This window comes from Micrococcales bacterium, assembly GCA_009784895.1.
GTDB lineage: Bacteria > Actinomycetota > Actinomycetes > Actinomycetales > WQXJ01 > WQXJ01.
The window spans coordinates 96115-114492 of sequence record WQXJ01000001.1 but is presented as its reverse complement, the minus strand read 5'-3'; the positions used below and the strand labels follow the sequence as shown (position 1 = coordinate 114492).

The following is an 18378-nucleotide window of genomic DNA, read 5'->3' as shown; positions in this document are numbered from 1 at the left end:
GAGTTCAGCGAGTCCCGGTGACTGAGTCGCAAGGCCGGGTCCACACCTCAGCTGCGGGGGTGCTGGTGATGCCGGAGGCGGACGATCCAACCGAACTCGAGATCGACGCGCACGACCTGAAGATTGACGTCTACCGGTCTTCTGGGCCAGGCGGGCAGTCTGTCAACACGACTGACTCGGCCGTCAGGATTACCCACCTGCCGACCGGCCTGGTGGTTTCGTGCCAAAACGAAAAGTCCCAGCTGCAAAACCGCGAACAGGCCCTGCGGGTGTTGCGTTCGCGCTTGTTGCAGATAGCAGCAGAGGCGGCCGCGGCCGCCGCGGCCGAATCGCGGCGTTCGCAGGTGCGCACAGTTGATCGCTCGGAGCGGATTAGAACCTACAATTTCCCGGAAAACCGGGTCGCCGACCACCGCACCGGTTTCAAGGCCTACAACCTAGACCGGGTGCTGGCCGGCGAACTTGGTCCGGTGGTGGCCTCAGCCATTGAGGCGGAGGCGGCGGCCCGTTTGGCCGGGACCGCCAGTTGACGTGAAAAGCGCCGATGCCGCCTGCCGGCTTGGGTGCGCCGCTGACCGGCTTGAGGGCAGCGGTGGGGGCAACGGCCAGTTAGAGGCCGAGCTGTTGGCGGCTGACCTGCTGGCTGTGAGCCCTGGACGGCTTAGAGCCTTGGCCCTGACTGGGAACCTGAAACTGCCTGCTAGCTTCGAGGCCGCCATCTCGCGGCGATTGGCCGGTGAGCCGCTGCAGTACATCACTGGCAAGGCGGCTTTTCTTGGACTGGACCTGGCCGTGGGCCCAGGGGTTTTTGTACCACGACCGGAGACAGAATTGTTGGCCGAAGAGGCCATCAACCTTGCCATAAGCCGTGAACTAGACCTGGTGGTCGATCTGGGGACCGGCTGTGGGGCGCTGGCCGCGGCTTTGGCGACGGCCTGCCCGGATCTGCGAGTGGTGGCGGTAGAGGTCTCAACGGTGGCTTTGGGTTACGCCGAGCTGAACACTGCCGGCCTGGCAGTGGAGCTAGTTGAGGGCGATGCCACCTGCGGGCAAACCTTGGCCAACTTAGATGGTCAAGTGGGGTTGGTGGTGGCTAATCCGCCGTATTTGCCCCAGGGCACGCCGCTGGAAGGGGCGGCCGCCGGATACGAGCCTGATTTGGCCTTATGGGGTGGGGGAGAGCGTGGCCTGGAGTTGCCGCGGGCTTTCCTCAACACTGCCCGTCGGCTGCTGGGCCCTGGCGGATGGGCGTTATTCGAGCTCGACCCCTCCCAGGCTGGGGCTTTACGATCCTGGGCCAGTTCAATTGGGTTCGAACAGGTGACAACGAAACCGGACCTAGTTGGACGGACCCGCATTCTCCAGGCTGGGCTGGCTGAACTGGGCGTCGGCTAGGTAGAAGTCCTTGAAGCTTTGAGGCCGTTCGCTTGTGGCCAAGCCGGGTAGGCCAAGGCGACACTGGCAACCAAGTGGCAGCTCCGCGGAGAATTCACATGCGGGATTGAGGCATCAACGCTGCTCAGGCAGCTGGGTATTTCTACAGCCGGTTCCCTGGGCCGCTGGATGCCATTCGGCTCGGCTGGCTGGCCCTGTGACATGGGCTGTTGCCCGGCGCGCCGCTCTTGCCACTGGTTACAGCTGGCCCTAAAGTGGCTCAGAGTCGACCAGATAGGGCCATGTGACAGCCGTCACAGTGGAACCGAAAAAAGGGGGAAGCCGGCCATGGGCTGGGACAGCGTTACTGTGATCGAGCCGCCTAATTTGGCGGGTGGGTCGCTAGATATGCACCCCAGGACGCGGGTTAAAGGCTAATTCTCGGTAATGGAAACTGCTGAATACCCATCAGGCCGGGCCCAGGTAAATGGGACCGACCCGACAATTGGCGTGAGCCGGCTGTCTGCTCGTTGGGCCGTGCTTGATGTCGCCTGTTGGGCTTTGGCGGTGGTCGTGGCGGAAGTATTGCGCTACGACCTGGAAGTCTCGCGCATAAGCCTGTTGCCGACGGCCATTCTGATTGGCGTGGTCATGGTCGTGTGGCTGTGTTGCGCCTGGCCGGCCCGCTTGTACAGCCGGCGGCACGTTAGCGGATCCTTTGAAGAAGCCAGGGCCGTGACGGGGGCCGGTTTGGCTTGTGGCCTGGTGGTTGGTGTACCAGTTTTGCTGATCGGTTCGGAACACGGGATTCCTAGATCAACCCTACTTATGACCTTTCCCTTGGCCGTAGTGCTGATGCTGTGTTTGCGCTACTTACGGCGCCTTGTTAGTGAACAGCGCCACCTCAAGCAGGTTGACCGGGACCCGGCCGTGATCTACGGGGCCGGTTTTCTGGGCGGCGTGCTGGTGCGTCACGTCACAGGTGATAATCAGTCGCCTTACCGCCCAGTTGCCCTGCTTGACGACGACCCAAGCAAGGCCAAAGCCCGCATTGGCAACGTCTCAGTCATGGGGGCGCTGGATGATCTGCCGGCGGTGGCCGCAAAGACTGGAGCCAAGGCCCTGCTGGTGGCGATAGCGGCGGCCGATGCCGAGCTGATGCAGCGAGTCGCCAACGTGGCTGACAAGACCGGCATCGTCGTGAAAGTGGTGCCCCCGCTCGACCGGATCCTAACCGGGGCCGCTCGGCAAATTGACCTGCGTGATCTCTCGATAGAGGACGTGGTTGGCCGCCGGCCAGTCAAGATCGACGTTGAACAAACTTCAGGCTATTTGTCATCCCAACGTGTGCTGGTGACCGGCGCGGGTGGCTCCATCGGCCGGGAGCTTTGCGCCCAAATCAACCGTTTTGGACCGTCTCAGCTGATCATGCTGGACCGCGATGAGACGGCCCTGCAGGGTGTTGACATGGACCTGCACGGCAACGGACTGCTCAACACGCCGGCCACAGTGCTGCTGGACATCCGTGACGAGACGGCTTTGACAGAAGTTTTTGAGCACTACCGGCCGCAGGTTGTCTTTCACGCCGCGGCGCTCAAGCACCTGCCCATGCTCCAGCGCTTTCCTGAGGAAGCCTGGAAGACAAATGTGCTTGGAACGCTTAACGTTCTCAAAGCGGCGCATGTGGTTGGGGTGGAGGTTTTTGTCAATGTTTCAACCGACAAAGCGGCTGATCCGACCTCTGTGCTGGGCCAGTCGAAACTCCAAGCAGAGCGATTGACAGCCTGGATGGCAAAGCAAAACGGTGGCGTCTACCTTTCAGTTCGCTTTGGCAACGTCCTGGGTAGCCGCGGTTCGATGCTGCCGGTGTTTAACAAGATGATTGAAAAGGGCGGTCCTGTGACCGTGACCGACCCAGAGGCCACGCGCTATTTCATGACCATCCCCGAAGCCTGCCAATTGGTGCTGCAGGCCGGTGGCATAGGTCGGGCCGGCGAGGTGCTGGTGCTTGACATGGGTGAGCCGGTCAAGATCGACGACATCGCCCGGCGCATGATCGACTTGTCCGGCCGGGACATAGATATTGTCTACACCGGTCTCAGACCTGGTGAAAAACTGCACGAGACCCTGATTAGCCGGGACGAAAGCGCTGCCAGACCGTTCCACCCGCTGATATCGCACACCCCGGCCGAACCACTGTCGCCAACGGCGCTTGAGGCCAGGCCCTGGCCTGTGTCCGCCCCAGCGCCAGGCACGCCTTTGCCGGCGGCGTCCAAGAGCGCCCGATAGGCAGCTTGTGGCTGTCGCAGGCTTCTCAGGCGCGCCGCCAATCCGGTCCGCTGGTTATCCAGGGCGTCGAGCGCAACTCCCAGAACAAGCCCTGGTTGCTGCACCTAAGTGGCGGTTGAGTCGGCCCGCCCCGGCCGATCCAATATGAACAAGAGTCGGCGCCCACATGAATGAAATGACGGGCGAGGAGGGGAGAGGGCCGAAGGTTTCGGCGAAGACCCGCCATGTCTGGATCGTCAACCACTACGCTGCGATTCCCTCCAAGGACGGCGGTGAGGGCAGGCATCTTGGGTTGGCCCGGCATCTGGCCAACCATGGCTGGACGGCAACCTTGTTTGTCGCCAGTACGAGGCATCCTGCGGGCACCCAGGCGATCTCTGGGCCGGCGCTCAGGCGACGGACAATCGAGCAAGGCGTGCGCTGCCAATGGATACGGACGCCCAAGTACGACGGCAACTCCGGGGTCATGCGGGCGGTAAACATGGCCGTGTTCACGATAAGTGTTCTCGCACCCGGGTTGACCAAGGGCATGCCTCACCCTGCCGTCATTGTCGGTAGCACCGTCCATCCATTTGCCGCCTGGGCTGCCTCGCGGCTGGCCCGGCGCAAGAAGGTGCCATTCGTCTTCGAAATTCGCGATGTTTGGCCTGAAACGCTGGTTGACCTGGGGAAACTCCGGTCAGGCGGCCTGTTGGACAAGGCCATGGCCGGGTTGTTCACCACTTTGTGCGCCAGCGCCGCCGCAGTGGTATCGCCGTTGCCGGGCCTGCGGAAATACCTGGACGAGCGCGGGTTTTCAGACACTCCATTCTTCTGGATCCCGAACGGCGTGGAGGCAGAAGCCGCCTCCAGGACCGTTGCAGGCGACGGAAAGGGGTTCTCGTTTGGCTACCTTGGGTCTCACGGTAACGCCAACGCGCTTGACGGGTTGCTTGATGGATTTGATGAGTACTGCCGGCGGTCGAAAGACACCACTTCAACATTGACGCTGATTGGCGACGGCCCGTTGAAGCCATCTCTGATTGAGCAGAGCACCAGGCTTGCCTCGCGCGACAGGATCCGCTTCGAAGCCCGGGTTCCCAGGCGTGAGGCGATTCGCAGAAGTCGCCGGGCCGATTGCCTTGTCGTCACGTTCCGGGATCTGCCGGTCTATCGCTATGGCGTCAGCCCAAACAAGCTGTTTGACTACATGCTGGCTGGACGGCCAATCATTTTGGCCGGCGGCGCATCGGAAAGCCCGGTCATAGCGGCAAACTGCGGACTGGTTGTCGAGCCAGATGACAAAGGTGCACTGGCCGATGCAATGGCCGCCTTGCGGAGTATGAGCCCTGAACACCTCAATGAAATGGGAGCGCGTGGCCGTGATTACGTTACGGATCACTACACCTATGCGGCACTGGCGGGGCGACTGGCAACCGCACTGCAATCAGTATCGCCAGGTCAAGGGAGAGGGGCGACATGAGGATCTGCTTTCTGGCTGATTCAGGCAGCGCCCACACGCGAAAATGGTGTAGGTACTTCTCGGATAGGGGCCATGAAGTCCACGTGGTCACGTTTTGGCCAGGCTCGAATGGACACGCCAGGTGCCACGAATTGCCTTGGCCGGTAGACCCACATGGAAGTCAATTCACCAAACTGAAATACCTAGTCCAAGGGCGCTCTATTAGACAACTGATAGCACGGATTGCCCCGGAAATAGTTCACGCACACTACGCGTCAAGCTACGGTGCAGCCTGCGCTGCGGCAGGCCTGAGCGGACACTTCTTGTCAGTCTGGGGATCTGACATCTATAGTTTCCCGGGGTCCAGCCCACTACACAGAGCACTAATATCGCGGTCACTGGCGAAGGCCGGCTTTCTGTTGTCCACAAGCCGCGCGATGGCGAAAGAGGCTAGCAAGTACACCAGCCGCCCATTTGGAATTACGCCGTTTGGGGTGGATATGAATCTCTTCTCCCCGGCGGCGCGGGACCGAATTCGGGGTGACGGGCAGTTCGTGGTCGGTACTGTGAAGACCTTGACGCGAGGTTACGGTATTGACCGATTGCTGAGAGCGAGCAGGCTGCTGCTCGACAGAAATCCGGATGTACCGCTGAAGATAAGAATTGCGGGGCGTGGGCGAGAAGAAGCTGAATTGAAGGCTTTGTGCCACGAGTTGGGGCTTGCCGGTCGAACGTGTTGGCTTGGCCAGATATCTCAAGAGGCGGCAGTGAAGGAGTGGGCCAACATGGACATCGCCGTCATTCCAAGTCTGCGAGAGAGCTTTGGCGTGTCAGCGATCGAGGCACAGGCCTGCGCCCGCCCGGTAATCGTAAGCGACGCTCCGGGACTTCTCGAGTCGACTGCACCCGGAACGAGCAGCATTGTGGTAAATGGCGCAGAGGTGAATGGGCTGGCCCTGGCGATGGAAACGCTGTACCTGGATGCCGGTATTAGAGCTGCAATGGGTGCGGCTGGCAGGCGATTCGTCAGCGGTAATTTCGAACTGTCATCCTGTTTCCGCCGGGTTGAAGAGCTTTATGAGGAGAGCATTGCCTGAAAGCGATGCTGGCTCTCTATTCGGTCGGGTGACCATTGGCGCCGTGGCTTGGATCTGGGTCGGGGGCATTCGCCCGCGCGCGTTCCTCCCGGGTGACGATCCTTAGTCCATAGGACCACAGGGCAACGTAGTAGATCACCTGTGCCGCCACAAGGAACCAACATGCCTCGAGGGGACCATAGGAATTGAGCTGGATGAAAACGGCGACGGCGCAGATGAGGGCAACACGTGACAGATCCATGACAAGGGTGGCGGCCGACTGAAATAGCAGATAAACCGTGCTGACCGGTGCGACCACGAGGGCGCAAGCCGCAGAGAGCGCCAGAGCCTGCGCCAGGGTACCGCTGTTTTGCCACTGCGAACCAAGGAAGAATGGAAAGGCCCAAGGGCTGAGCAGAACGAAGGCAACCAGAACGACGAGCGCCAACCCGCCAGTGGCGAGAGACGTGCGCAAGTAATAGCGCCGACAACCGCCACTGCGTTCGCGTAGCCTTCTGGCGGTCTCGGCACCAAAGACCTGGGCGATGGCGCCCCCAATCACGGAGCCGGGCAGAATCACGAGACGCTGGGCCATCCCTAGTTCACCTGCGGTGGTGGCGCCAAACCAGGCCGCCATTAGGAGCAGCGGTAGCTGGATGCCTAGGGAGTTAAGCAGTGCCGATGGCGCCAGAATGACCGGAAAGCGCCAGTATTGCCTAACGGTGGCGGCGTAGCTACCGCCGCGCGGGCGGACCAGAAGAGGCCGGATGGTCTTGAGCAGGGCGGTCAGGCCAAAGGCGCGGCCAACGACCTGCGCCGCGACGAGACTGACCGACGAGCGCGACAAGGCAGCGAACCCGACTTGGGTTATCGCCGTCGCGGCGGACTGGATGGGAGCTCTCTTGGCCACGACCTTGTAGGCCCTAAAGCGCAGGGCGGCTTGGGTCAGTACGGTGAAAGTGCCGCCCAAAAAGACTAGAAGTCCAGCCCACAACGGTGCCAGGGGAACGGCCGCCCAAGGAGTACCTGGCCATGCAACCCAAACCACACCGACGGCGATGGCGGAGAGCACGGAAGACAAGACCACTGCCCCAAGGGCGATACGGACTAGCCTTCGGGCCTGGTCTAGGTCTTCGGGCAGGACAACTGAGAATTCGAAGCGGAACGCCGCAGCGGGGATGATGACCGCCGTAGCGGCAATGAGGGCCGAATACCGACCGAATTCTCCGGTCGAATAGAGCCTGGATACAACCGGCGCCATCAAGACGATAATCGCTTGGCTCGCTACCGTGCCACTGGCAATTGTCGCGACTCCGCCTAGCGATCCTTTTAGCTTCATCGCTATCGCGTGTCCCTCTGGCGTGGGCGCGGCCCAACGTAGGTTTGCCCCGACTGAGCGAGAGAGCCACTGACGGCCTGGTCTGGCCCGCCGTGCGGCCACCGGCCGTTGGCTCCCGCCGCTGGGCCGACCTCTACCCTGCGATGCGCCACCTAGCCCCGATCCCCGCCGTCAACGTGCACTGTAACCAACCCTCCGGGCCGCAGGCGCCTCCCGGGCCGCAACTATGGAGTCTGGCCCGTCGCGTGCCTGGTCCACCCTCTGGGAACAACTGAATCCTTAGAAGACTACTTGACAAGTGCCGTGGACAAAAGCGACCCCGCAGGCTGCAGCAGCACTGGCGGCGTCGGTTCAGGTTATCAATTGCCGGCTGGGCCTGCCGGCGGCGTCAGGCTGCTGACAGGCGGATCGAAAGCCGGGGTATCCAACCGAGCGGTGCTACAGTTGCTGCCCACGGCATCGGCCCCCTGAGAAAGGCCTCGACCTTGTGACTAGTATCAAGCCGGCGAGCCTCTAATGGCCGAGAGAGTCTCAGGCCACCTGTCGCTTGGCCTCGGCCGAAGGTCCCCAAGGCGCCAAGCCGGGCTCGAGGCAGACCTGGCGGCACCATCAGGGGGCAGGGTTTCCGTCTCAGGGGCTTTTGCGCTGGTATTCATCGCTGTCTACACAAGCGGAGCAACGTATTCCTGGTATGGGTACATTGGCATCGCTTTGTTTGGCCTGTGGGTGGTGTCAATAATTCCGGCCCCCTGGCGACCAACTTCACGGGCCATTCAAACCAACACCCTGCACGATGGCGCGGTCATCGCCCTGGCAGCTTTTCTCGGGTATTACGCGGTAACCGGTCTGATGGGCGAGACTCCATCCTACGTCATTCCTCACGTCGGGGCACATTTGCTCGTCTATTCCCCGCTGCTAATGTATCAATTCTACTTCAACAGGAACCTAGAGGAATTGAAAACACTTGGAACCGCTGCATCGTGGATCCTTGCCGCCTACGGCGTTGCCTATTTGGCGTTTCTTATCAAGAACCCCGGCATCGGCCGGGTGTTGGCCAGCCGCTCACTACCCTACGCGACCATCCTCGGTTCGGCCTATTATGCAGCCTATGCTGCGGCCCTGGCTTGCCCATTCCTGCTGGCGTTGTGGCGATACCACGCAACAAAACGCCAGATTCACAGGTTCGCCTATGCGTCTATCCTTGTAGTATGCGTGCTGGTCGTGTATCTAACGGGATCAACCATTACCATGGTAGCCATGGCGGCTGGAATTGTCTTGAGCCTAGTCCTATTCAGCCGTAACAGACTGGTTACGGTCTTCTTTGTAGCGGTGGTTATGGTGTTCTTTTCTTTGATCAGGCAGTCGGTTGGGAAATTCATTCTTGACTCGCAAACTGACTCCAGTGGCGCAGTTGCGGTTCGCCTTCGAGAGTTGGGCGAATTGATAATGTATGGCGAGACGAGCGGTCACGGCCTAGATGCTCGCAACGCAACGTACGTACGCTCAATTAGGGTGTTCCTTGACTACCCAGTGTTCGGAGTGGGACATCGATTTGGGAACAACGCAGCTGTCGCAAAGATGGAAGTGGCTTTTGGCAACCATTCGGAGTTGTTTGATACGTTGGCGATGTACGGGTTAATCGGGTTTATCCTCTTGGCGATAGTGTTTTGGCGGTGCTATCGGAGAATCCGGGAGGCGGCCCCTGGTTTGTTGGTGTTGCCGATGGTAGTAACATTCGGTATTATGGCCATGTTCAACCCATTGTCGTGCTTTCACGTGAGTCTATTGTTGATGTTTGTTATTCCCGCGCTGCTTTTGAGGATAAAGCCGGTCGAAGGGGAACGCCCAAGGGCTCCGTAGGGCCGATAGGGCGTGGAGACTTGCCTTAGGCGAAGTCAGGGTTTGAGCTCGGGGCTTCACCGGAGATTCAGGAGAGACACTGGCTACTATGTCTCGTGGTTCGAAGGCGAGGGACCGCGTTGGACAAGGCGGACTATCAGGCGTTCATATTGTTGATTGGCTGCACGCCGGGAGTATTGTTGGCGGTTGGACAAACCCAGTTCAGTGGTGTCCTGCCTGAGAGCTTTGAGGACGGCGGTCTTCACATCTTCCCGGCTGTGGCAAAGCCATCCGCCGTTGGCTTTCTCGATGAACCGGGCCAGACCACTATTTGGCTCAACACTGGCAATAATGGGCACATTGGCGCCGATATAGTCGAAGACCTTGGTTCCGTATGCGTTCATATAGGAACCGCTCACGATTCCGGCTATAGACCCTGCTACCAGGGCCATCCCAACGGCGTAGTCGACATAACCGGTATTGAGTACGGTGCCGGGCGGCAATCCGACTTCAGCCGCGATTTGCTCGACCGCGCCCTCGGGTTCACCGATGTGAAGGAGGCGAATCTCTTGGCCTGACTGGATAACATCGCCTAGGCCCTCCAATACCTGGCGGACATGCTTGAGTCCGTAGTACGAGAATTTACCGAAGTACGCAAGGTAGGGTGATTCCGAGCGGCTGGAAACATCCGCGCCTAGGCCCAACTCGTCGTAGCCGTTGAGTATGCAGTGAATTTTGTTTGCGCTGCGGGGATATCGCCTGCGCATTACTTGTTGATCCGGTGGACACACGACGACCATTCCGAGAGCCCTGGTTAGTGCGTGGTGCTCCGCAGGAAGACGCCCAAAATGCGCCAAACGTCGCAGCACCCGGTAGTACACTGGTTTCGGTTGCAACAGCTGCCTGAATAGCCAGAGATCACGCTGCTCAATGATGTATTCCTGGGCATACTTGCGCCGGATCCAGGGGCCGAGCCTGATGGCATAGAACGGGCCGCAAGAGAAGACAACGACGTGAAACCGCCTGACCCGAAGCAGACTCTTCAGACAGGTCCGGTAGTCCTTCAAGCCTGGAAGTCCGCCAGTGGCAGAGCGGACGTTGATGAAGTCGGTTTGAGTGCCGGTATGCGCGGGAGTCTCGGTACTCGTAGTTTGTGCCGGTGAGTTGCGCATAACCGTAACGTTGTGGTCATTTGCTTGTAGGTGTCTAGCAAGGCTGGTCATCCGAAGGGCTCCTACTCCGGCGTAAGGGGCGAAGTACGGCGACACGATTAGTATCTCCATTGAACCCTTCTTGCTAGCCCGGGATCGGCCTGTCTGACCTGGCGCGAGGTGGTATCCGGGCGCTGTGGCACCGTATCACGGGGGAGCTGGACGGGGTGGTGGTGTGTCCTCTGGGGCGCGGCGTTGCCGGGTGTTGGGGCTGGGCGCCGTGTAGCCTTGTTACCCGTGAAGAGTCATCGCCGAGAGGACCCGGCGGCGCGTTTGTGAGCGAACCATCTTCCGCTCGTGGCAGTTTTCGGCGACGCCATTCTCGACGAAGAGGTGGTCGAGGCGCCGGGCGCATTCTCAGTGTGATCTTCGTGGCCATCTACCTGGTGTCAGTGGCCGTAGCATGGGGTGTTGGGGTTGTCCCTAGAAACAAACTGCTGGTTGCGGCCGCCTGCGGAGCCTGCCTGGTGGGTGTGGTCGCGGCTGGGCTTTGGCGGACCAAGGCCAGGCGCCACAAGGTGCGTTTTGGCGCGCTGGTCACCCTTGCAGCCATCGGTGCAGCAGTGTCGGTTGTGCTGGCGTTGGTTAACCTTGACGTGGCCGGATTCGTGGGCCGGATTCAAAACTCTGTCCCTCCATCGGTGACCTACGTGGTGGTGGCTCCGCCCGATCACCCGGATGGCGTGGAATCACTTGGTGGCGAGGTGGTCGGCTTTATCCCTAACGACCCGAACGTTGACCGGGTCAGAGCCCACCTGACTTCGCGGGTAGAGATAACTATGGCCGCCACCGGGGACATCACCAAGGCGACCCAGGCAGTGGTCGCCGGAAACATTGACGCGGCAGCCATTAACTTGAACATTTGGCAAGTGTTTGAAGAGAACGATCCCGGGCGGGCTGGCGACCTAAAGGTCATTTACCAGTTCGAAATCACCCAGCCGCTCGGCGACTTGCAGGCACGCGACCGGGATCCCAAAGAAGGCTTCATTGTCTACATCAGCGGTATCGACGTGGCTGGTCCGCTGACGACAGTGTCCCGAAGCGATGTCAATATGCTTATGGTGGTCAACCCAACCACTCACAAGGTTCTGCTGGTTAATACGCCGCGCGACTACTACGTCCAACTGCATGGCACCCAGGGGACGAAAGACAAGCTGACTCACGCAGGTATCTATGGAATTGACATGTCGATCAACACCCTCCAGGACGTCTATGGGGTGGAAATCGACTACTACGTCAGGCTCAATTTCTCATCGATGGTCACCTTGGTCGACACCGTAGGCCCGATTCAGGTCAACTCGGACTACGACTTCACCACGGGCCAGCACCACTTCGTCAAAGGCTGGAACGAAATGAACGGCACCCAAGCGCTTGCCTTTTCGCGGGCCAGGAAGAACTTTGCTGAGGGTGACCGGCAGCGTGGCAAGCACCAACAGGCCGTCATTGATGCCCTTATTAGGAAGCTGACCGAGCGACCTAACCTGTTGCGCTACAACGAGATCCTGACCGCCCTAGAGGGGACAATCGGCACCAATGTGACGACTACTCGAATCCGAGCACTAGTTGACGCCCAACTCAGTTCAATGCGGGGATGGCAAGTCGAAAGCATCAGCGTAGACGGCGCCGGTGCTTCAGAACCGACTTACTCAATGGGATCGATGAAGCTCTATGTCATGGTGCCTGACCAGAAGACCGTAGACGCGGCCAAGACGAAGATCGATCAAGTCCTGGCGGGCAACTAGACGTCGCTCCTGGCAGCGCGCCTGGGACAAGCCAATTAGCGGTCCGTCTAGTATGGTGGCCTGTCGGCTCAAAGTGACCCGACGGGTTGAGGCATATGACAGAGGCACGGGGTACCGCCCAACGCCCCAGGAGCGACAAAGGTGCAGATAAAGGACTACCTAGACATCATCCGTCGGCATTGGCTGATTGTGTTCATCCTTCTGGTGCTCAGCACCGCGACCGGTATGACCTACTCGTTACTGGCTACCAAGCAATACGACGCTACTGCCAAGCTCTACGTTTCGGTTAGGGGTACCGACAGCGCCACTGACATGTTGCAGGGCACCAACTACGCCAGGCAGGCCGTTACCAGCTATGTCGATGTGGTCAAGAGCAAGCTGGTGTTGGATCAGGTTATCGAGGATCTGGGCCTCGACCTAAGTACCGGCCAGCTGGCCAGCAAGATATCGGCCCAGTCTCCTGCCAACAGTGTCTTGATCAACATCACGTTGAGGGATCCCAATCCCCAAATGGCGGCAGAACTGGCCAATTCGGTGGCTCAGGTCTTCACTGACGTTGTCGCAAACGAGCTCGACCGGCCAGTCGAAGGTTCCAGCCCGGTTCGGGTGACAGTGGTTTCACCGGCGGCGGCGCCGAGTCGCGCGGCCGCGCCACGGGTCAGCCAGAACCTGGCGTTGAGCATCCTGGTTGGGCTGGCTTTTGGGGCCGGTGCGGCCCTGTTGCGCAACGCCACCGAGACCCGGATTCGCTCGCGGGAGGACATCGAACGGCTTTCAGACAAGCCGATACTCGGTTTGACCGCGCGCGATTCCGATCCGAAGAAGCGCTCGCTCTTGCTCGACTCTGACACCCTTGACCCAAGGGCAGAGGCCTACCGGCGCATCCGCGCATCGCTGATGTTTTCCAACATAGAAGGCTCGGCCAACACCATCATTGTGACTTCGCCTGGCCCATCCGAAGGCAAGACCGTCACGGCCGCCAATTTGTCCATTTCGCTGGCCGATTCGGGCTTCAAAGTTCTGCTAGTGGACTGTGACCTGCACCGGCCGCGAATCGCCACGTATATGGGCCTTGAAGGTGGTGCCGGTTTGACCGATGTTCTGATTGGACGGGCCACAGTTGAGGAAGTCACCCAACGTTGGGGCAACGATCAGCTTTATGTCTTGGCCGCGGGACGGTTGCCGCCCAATCCCAGCCGCTTGCTCGGTAGCTCGGCCATGCAGGGACTACACCAGGCGCTGGCCAGGCAATACGACTTTGTCTTGCTTGATTCGCCGCCGCTGCTGCTAACCACCGACGCGGTTGTGCTGTCACGCACGGTCGAATCAGAAGTGGTCCTGGTTGGGGCCATGGGTACCACTCGCAAACGTAGTATTTCGGCGGCGTTGGCGGCCCTGGAGACGGTCGACGCCCAGGTGCTTGGCCTGATCTTGACCATGGCGCCAACTAAGACCATGGATGTCTACGGCTACGGCGATTACAACTACGGCTACGCCTATAGGCATGGCGGACCAGGCCTGCGTGGCCGCAAGCGGCGGCAAGCCGCCAAGAAGCAGGCCCAGCTGGCCCGGGAGCAGATCCGGACCCAGGCTCGAGCCACTAGCCCGGCCTCGCCTGAACAAGGAGCAGGCATCAAGCGGCCGGCCCGGCCTCGGCAGGCTGGCCCCAGCCGCCAGCCGCAACAAGCCTCGTGGGCAGCCGTTGTCACCGGTGAAGGCTATCCACCAGGCCAAGGTGCCAAAGGCACATCGCCGCGGCCAGCCGAGGGCGAGGAGCCATCCTGGCCGGTGGAGTGGCCTGCCTCCAACGGTGCGCCGCCCTGGAGCCCGGTTGGCCCTGACAAGTCGGCCCACTAGGTGGAACCCTTTAGAGTCCTGGTTGTCTGCACGGGCAACATCTGCCGCTCGCCCATGGCCCAGTTCATTCTGGCTGCCGCGCTGCCCAAGGAACAGGTTGAAGTTACCTCTGCCGGTACGGCCGCGATGGTGGGCTACCCGATTGAGCCGGACGCCCTTCGGGTGCTAAAGGGCATGGGCCTGGCCAAGGCCGCCGCCGGCCACCGGGCCAGGCAGGTGACCAAGCCAATGGTGGCGGAGGCTGACCTGATCTTGACCGCCACCCGGGACCACCGCGCCCGCCTGGTTGAGGCCTATCCGGCCTTGATGCGCCGGGCCATGACGCTGCGTGAATTTGCCCGGCTGGCCGGGCCAGCCCAGTCCGATGCCGCTTGGCCGGGGCGCGAAAGTGGGGCTCAGTCAGTCGACCGCTTGCGCCAGGCGGTCACGCTGGTGGTGGCGCAGCGCGGCCGGGCGCCTGTTCCCGCCGTCGCAGCCGATGACGATGTCATGGACCCCTATGGCCTAGGTTTGGAGGCGTTTGAAGCCTCGGCTGGCCAGATCAGACCGGCCGTTATTGCCGGTGCTGCCGCCCTGCGGTCCCTGCTCTAGGGGTCGCGGCCGCCGGTCGTTATGATGCTTGCCAATGACGAATCCAGCTGTTGTAGGGCCTGACAGGGCCGGATTGGCCCGGGCAGTTCAGGCCCTGAAGCGTGGTCAACTGGTTGTAACCCCTACTGACACTGTCTACGGTGTGGCGGCCAAGCCGGATTTGGCGCCGGCAGTGGCGGCCTTGTTTGCCGCCAAGGGCCGTGACCGGCGCCAGCCGGTGCCGGTCCTGGTGGCCAATCTTGCGCAGGCAGAAAAACTGGCAGAACTGTCCGATCAAGCCCGAGGTCTAATAGCGGCCCACTGGCCAGGTGCCTTGACCCTGGTTCTCCCAGCCAAAGATGCAGTGACCTGGGATCTGGGCCAACGTGGTGGCACCATCGCGCTCAGGCAACCGAGAGACGAAACCTGCCTTGAGCTATTGGACTTGGCCGGGCCGCTAGCCGTCAGCTCGGCCAATCGCAGCGGGGACGTACCTGCCTTGGACGCCAGCGAGTCCCTGGCTAAATTGGGCCAGCAAGTAGCGGTCTACGTTGACGCCGGACCGGCCAGGGGCGGACAGGCCTCGTCTGTGCTGGATCTAACCGGCCTGGCGCCTGGGCTACTGCGGCCAGGGCCAATTGGCGCCGACCAACTCTTGCCCAGGGCCAAGCGGGGGAGCGGGACCAGGTGAGGGTACACCTGCTGCTATGCGCCATTGCCGCCATCGTGACCTACCTGGCGGTCTGGCCGGTGCGACGCCTAGCCACCTGGACCGGGGCCATCACACCGGTGCGCCCACGCGACGTGCATGACAGGCCCACCCCACGCCTGGGTGGGCTGGCCATGGTCCTTGGCATTGCGGCCGGCCTGGGCGTGGCCTCGCAGCTGAGTTTCCTTTCCCCGGTTTTCTCATCCTCGCACGCCGTTTGGGGTGTTTTGGGCGCAGCCGCACTGGTTTGTCTGCTCGGGGCGGCCGATGACTGGTTTGACCTCAGTTGGTGGACCAAACTGGCCGGTCAAGCCTTAGCCGCAGGCATCTTGGCCTGGCAAGGGGTCCAGCTGGTGACCTTCCCGATTGCCGGGCTGACAATTGTCTCATCAAGGCTGTCACTGGTGGTATCGATCGTGGTGGTGGTAGCCGCCATCAACGCCATCAACTTTGTTGACGGTCTAGACGGGCTGGCGGCCGGGATAACCGCCATCGGCTGTGGCGCCTTTTTTGTCTACTCCTATTTCCTCTCCCGGGAGATGGGCATGGCCGACTACGCCTCGTTGTCGACCCTGCTGCTGGCGGTTACCGTGGGCGCCTGCCTCGGTTTCTTGCCCCACAACTTCCACCCGGCCTCGATTTTCATGGGGGATAGCGGCTCAATGCTGCTTGGGTTGATGTTCGCCGCCGCTACTATCGCGGTCACTGGCCAAGTTGACCCCGGTGCGGCCGGAGACATTACGCAAGGTCAGGCCTGGGGTGCTTTCCTGCCCATCCTGTTACCCTTCGCCGTACTGGCCTTGCCCTTGCTAGACATGCTGATGGCGATCTCGAGGCGAATGCGAGCCGGACTCTCCCCCTTCCACGCCGACCGCATGCACCTGCACCATCGCCTGCTCCGACTGGGCCACACCCACCGCCGGGCTGTGGTGATAATGTACTGCTGGACTGCGGTCTTGGCCTTTGGGGCGGCGGCACTAGCGGTCCTTCCGGCCCGGCAGGTCGGCATTGGGGTTGGCGTCGGTTTGGTTTTGGCCTTCGTCTTGACCGTTGTCCCAAGCCATCTGGGCGAACGCTCGCGCCAGCGGGCGCGCGGACCGAGCCACCGAATCTAGGAGGGACAGTGGGAACCACCGGTAAACCGACCAACTACGCCCAGGTCTACCGACGCATCATCCAGCAAGTGTTCCTCTTCGCGGCCGTGCTCGGTGGGCTGGCTGTGGTGATGGGCTACCTGGTTGATGGCACTAATGGGCTCTGGGGCGCCTTAATTGGCGCCGGTGTCATCGCGATTTTCTTTACTGTCTCGGCTGTGGTCATGCTGAAGAGCCAGGGTCAGCCCCCTGTGACTCAGATTCGTAACCAGGTCATCTCCTTCGCCATCAAGATCATCTCGCTATTTGGCTTGATCTTCGTTTTGGGCCAGGCCACCTGGATGAACCCCAAGATCTTCGCGGCCACCATCTTGGCCGGCGTCATCGGTTCTCTTATGCTGGAATGGCGGGCCATAGTTGGAGCCCGGGTGCCGCCCAGTGGTGGCGTCTAACTAGCGCTTTGATTGGCCGATGCCGGGGGCCTAAGGTCCCGCTCATCCCGCGGCCTCAGCATTTCGTCAAATTCCCGGCTTGACCTCGACTGACAGAACCCAGAAAAGCCCTCGCTGGGTGGTTGATTAGTTTGCGCTGAAATTGGCGCGCCTTGTGCTAGGTTAGTGACGACCTAGTGAGCTAAACCCCAGCCAGACCGACAGCGACGTGCGTGGCAACTGGCCCGGGGTGACCGTGGCAGGAGGGCCCAGGTTGACAGGCATCGGCGTCGTGGCAACCAAGTTGTTCGGCAGCACCCTATGTGCCAGCCCCGGGATTCTGGCTGAAGAGGGCGGCGGCATTCACTATCCAACAATGAATGAGCTTTACCCAAAGCCATTCGTCGAGTGGGGCTGGTTCGCCATTGGCCGCCTCGACCTAGCGCGATTTATCGCCACCGTGGTGGTGGTACTCCTAGTTGTCCTGGCCGCCCGGCGGATGAAGCTGGTGCCCGGTCGTGGACAATCGACCTGGGAGATGGCGGTGGGCTTTGTCCAGAACCAGATTGTGGCTGTGGCGATGCCGGCGCATATGGTGCGCAAGTATCTGCCGTTCATCGCCACCATTTTCTTCGGCGTGCTCGGCTTGAACCTGACGGGCATTATCCCGTTTATTAACGTCTCGTCTAACGCATTGGTGGCGGTGCCACTGCTCTTGGCGCTCTGCGCTTGGGTGGCGTTCATCGTGCGAGGCGTCCAAACCCATGGCGTTGGCCATTTCCTGGCCGACAACCTCTTCCCCAAGGGCGCACCGAAGGTTATGTACATCCTGCTGGCGCCAATCGAACTGGTCTCAACCTTCATCTTGCGGCCAGTCACGCTGACCATCCGGCTTATGGGCAATATGATCGCCGGCCACTTCTTGCTAGCGGTTTTCTTCGTCATGACCAGTTACCTGGTGATGGAAGCCGGCCCGGCGCTGAAAGGCGTGGGCGTGGTGACCTTCTTGGCCGCCTTCATCTTCACCTGCTTTGAGATCTTTGTTGCCGGCCTACAGGCCTTCATTTTCTCTTTGCTGACCTCTGTTTACATCGGGCTCTCAATGGAAGGGCACTGATGAACCAAACGCGCCGCCAGGCCCCTGGTGGTTTGCACAACCGAAAGGAACCGAAACGTGGATCTGTTAGCAGCTGCTGATGTGACCGGTAGTCTCTCGGCCGTCGGCTATGGCCTCTCGGCGATTGGCCCCGGTATTGGTGTCGGTATCGTCGTCGGCAAGGCTCTTGAGGCCACTGCGCGTCAACCGGAAATGGCCGGCAAGCTCATGGGCACCATGTTCATTGGCGTCGGCATGTCTGAGGCGCTGGCCCTGATTGGCCTTGTGGCCGGCTTTATCTTCTGACGAT

At 60.8% G+C, this 18378-nt stretch carries 16 protein-coding genes; 14 read left to right on the top strand and 2 right to left on the bottom strand.

The genetic code is table 11. The features are described from left to right. From FWD29_00500 to FWD29_00480, 5 genes are all read left to right on the top strand, one after another. Positions 1-530, top strand: a 530-nt coding sequence (locus FWD29_00500) for a peptide chain release factor 1 (protein MCL2802425.1), incomplete at its 5' end; no start/stop codon positions are given. A gap of 1 nt (position 531) precedes the next feature. Further along, positions 532-1395, top strand: coding sequence for a peptide chain release factor N(5)-glutamine methyltransferase (prmC, locus tag FWD29_00495; protein MCL2802424.1), 864 nt, complete (start codon positions 532-534; stop codon positions 1393-1395). 426 nt (positions 1396-1821) lie between these two features. Next, on the top strand, positions 1822-3663 hold the full coding sequence (locus FWD29_00490) for a polysaccharide biosynthesis protein (protein MCL2802423.1): 1842 nt from the start codon (positions 1822-1824) through the stop codon (positions 3661-3663). 166 nt (positions 3664-3829) lie between these two features. Then, positions 3830-5125, top strand: a complete 1296-nt coding sequence (locus tag FWD29_00485; protein MCL2802422.1) for a glycosyltransferase family 4 protein — start codon at positions 3830-3832, stop codon at positions 5123-5125. After that, positions 5122-6201 carry a glycosyltransferase gene (locus tag FWD29_00480; protein MCL2802421.1) on the top strand — a complete coding sequence of 360 codons (1080 nt, stop codon included), beginning with the start codon at positions 5122-5124 and terminating at the stop codon, positions 6199-6201. Before FWD29_00485 ends, FWD29_00480 begins: the two co-directional genes overlap by 4 nt. A gap of 16 nt (positions 6202-6217) precedes the next feature. On the opposite strand, the gene FWD29_00475 is transcribed toward FWD29_00480, so the two are convergent. Next, on the bottom strand, positions 6218-7519 hold the full coding sequence (locus tag FWD29_00475; GenBank protein ID MCL2802420.1) for an oligosaccharide flippase family protein: 1302 nt from the start codon (positions 7517-7519) through the stop codon (positions 6218-6220). Positions 7520-8248: 729 nt separating this feature from the next. Between FWD29_00475 and FWD29_00470 the strand changes: the two genes are divergently transcribed. Then, a complete protein-coding gene (locus tag FWD29_00470) occupies positions 8249-9379 on the top strand; it encodes an O-antigen ligase family protein (GenBank protein ID MCL2802419.1) in 1131 nt (376 codons plus the stop codon). An 86-nt stretch (positions 9380-9465) separates the two neighbouring features. Here FWD29_00470 and FWD29_00465 read toward each other — a convergent pair whose 3' ends face one another. Further along, positions 9466-10581 (bottom strand): glycosyltransferase, encoded by a 1116-nt coding sequence (locus FWD29_00465; GenBank protein MCL2802418.1) that lies wholly within the window; start codon positions 10579-10581, stop codon positions 9466-9468. A gap of 350 nt (positions 10582-10931) precedes the next feature. On the opposite strand from FWD29_00465, the gene FWD29_00460 reads away from it, so the two are divergent. The 8 genes from FWD29_00460 (at position 10932) to atpE (ending at position 18374) form a co-directional block, all read left to right on the top strand. Continuing rightward, on the top strand, positions 10932-12311 hold the full coding sequence (locus tag FWD29_00460) for an LCP family protein (protein MCL2802417.1): 1380 nt from the start codon (positions 10932-10934) through the stop codon (positions 12309-12311). Between the two features lie 141 nt (positions 12312-12452). After that, complete coding sequence (locus FWD29_00455) at positions 12453-14168, top strand: polysaccharide biosynthesis tyrosine autokinase (protein ID MCL2802416.1); 1716 nt, start codon at positions 12453-12455, stop codon at positions 14166-14168. After that, positions 14169-14759 carry a low molecular weight phosphatase family protein gene (locus FWD29_00450; protein ID MCL2802415.1) on the top strand — a complete coding sequence of 197 codons (591 nt, stop codon included), beginning with the start codon at positions 14169-14171 and terminating at the stop codon, positions 14757-14759. Between the two features lie 34 nt (positions 14760-14793). Further along, entirely contained in the window at positions 14794-15429 is a 636-nt protein-coding gene (locus FWD29_00445) for an L-threonylcarbamoyladenylate synthase (GenBank protein MCL2802414.1), read from the top strand. Further along, positions 15426-16562, top strand: coding sequence for an undecaprenyl/decaprenyl-phosphate alpha-N-acetylglucosaminyl 1-phosphate transferase (locus FWD29_00440; protein ID MCL2802413.1), 1137 nt, complete (start codon positions 15426-15428; stop codon positions 16560-16562). The genes FWD29_00445 and FWD29_00440 overlap by 4 nt, the downstream gene beginning before the upstream one ends. A gap of 8 nt (positions 16563-16570) precedes the next feature. Then, entirely contained in the window at positions 16571-16993 is a 423-nt protein-coding gene (locus FWD29_00435; protein MCL2802412.1) for a hypothetical protein, read from the top strand. A 271-nt stretch (positions 16994-17264) separates the two neighbouring features. After that, on the top strand, positions 17265-18089 hold the full coding sequence (atpB, locus tag FWD29_00430) for a F0F1 ATP synthase subunit A (GenBank protein ID MCL2802411.1): 825 nt from the start codon (positions 17265-17267) through the stop codon (positions 18087-18089). Between the two features lie 57 nt (positions 18090-18146). Then, complete coding sequence (gene atpE, locus FWD29_00425) at positions 18147-18374, top strand: ATP synthase F0 subunit C (protein ID MCL2802410.1); 228 nt, start codon at positions 18147-18149, stop codon at positions 18372-18374. Positions 18375-18378 lie beyond the last annotated feature (4 nt).

Excerpts from the sequence above, each read along its gene's own strand:
- FWD29_00490 (MCL2802423.1), top strand. The coding sequence starts at position 1,822 with ATGGAAACTGCTGAATACCCATCAGGCCGGGCCCAGGTAAATGGGACC.
- FWD29_00485 (MCL2802422.1), top strand. The coding sequence starts at position 3,830 with ATGAATGAAATGACGGGCGAGGAGGGGAGAGGGCCGAAGGTTTCGGCG.
- FWD29_00480 (MCL2802421.1), top strand. The coding sequence starts at position 5,122 with ATGAGGATCTGCTTTCTGGCTGATTCAGGCAGCGCCCACACGCGAAAA.
- FWD29_00475 (MCL2802420.1), bottom strand. The coding sequence starts at position 7,519 with ATGAAGCTAAAAGGATCGCTAGGCGGAGTCGCGACAATTGCCAGTGGC.
- FWD29_00465 (MCL2802418.1), bottom strand. The coding sequence starts at position 10,581 with ATGACCAGCCTTGCTAGACACCTACAAGCAAATGACCACAACGTTACG.
- FWD29_00445 (MCL2802414.1), top strand. The coding sequence starts at position 14,794 with ATGACGAATCCAGCTGTTGTAGGGCCTGACAGGGCCGGATTGGCCCGG.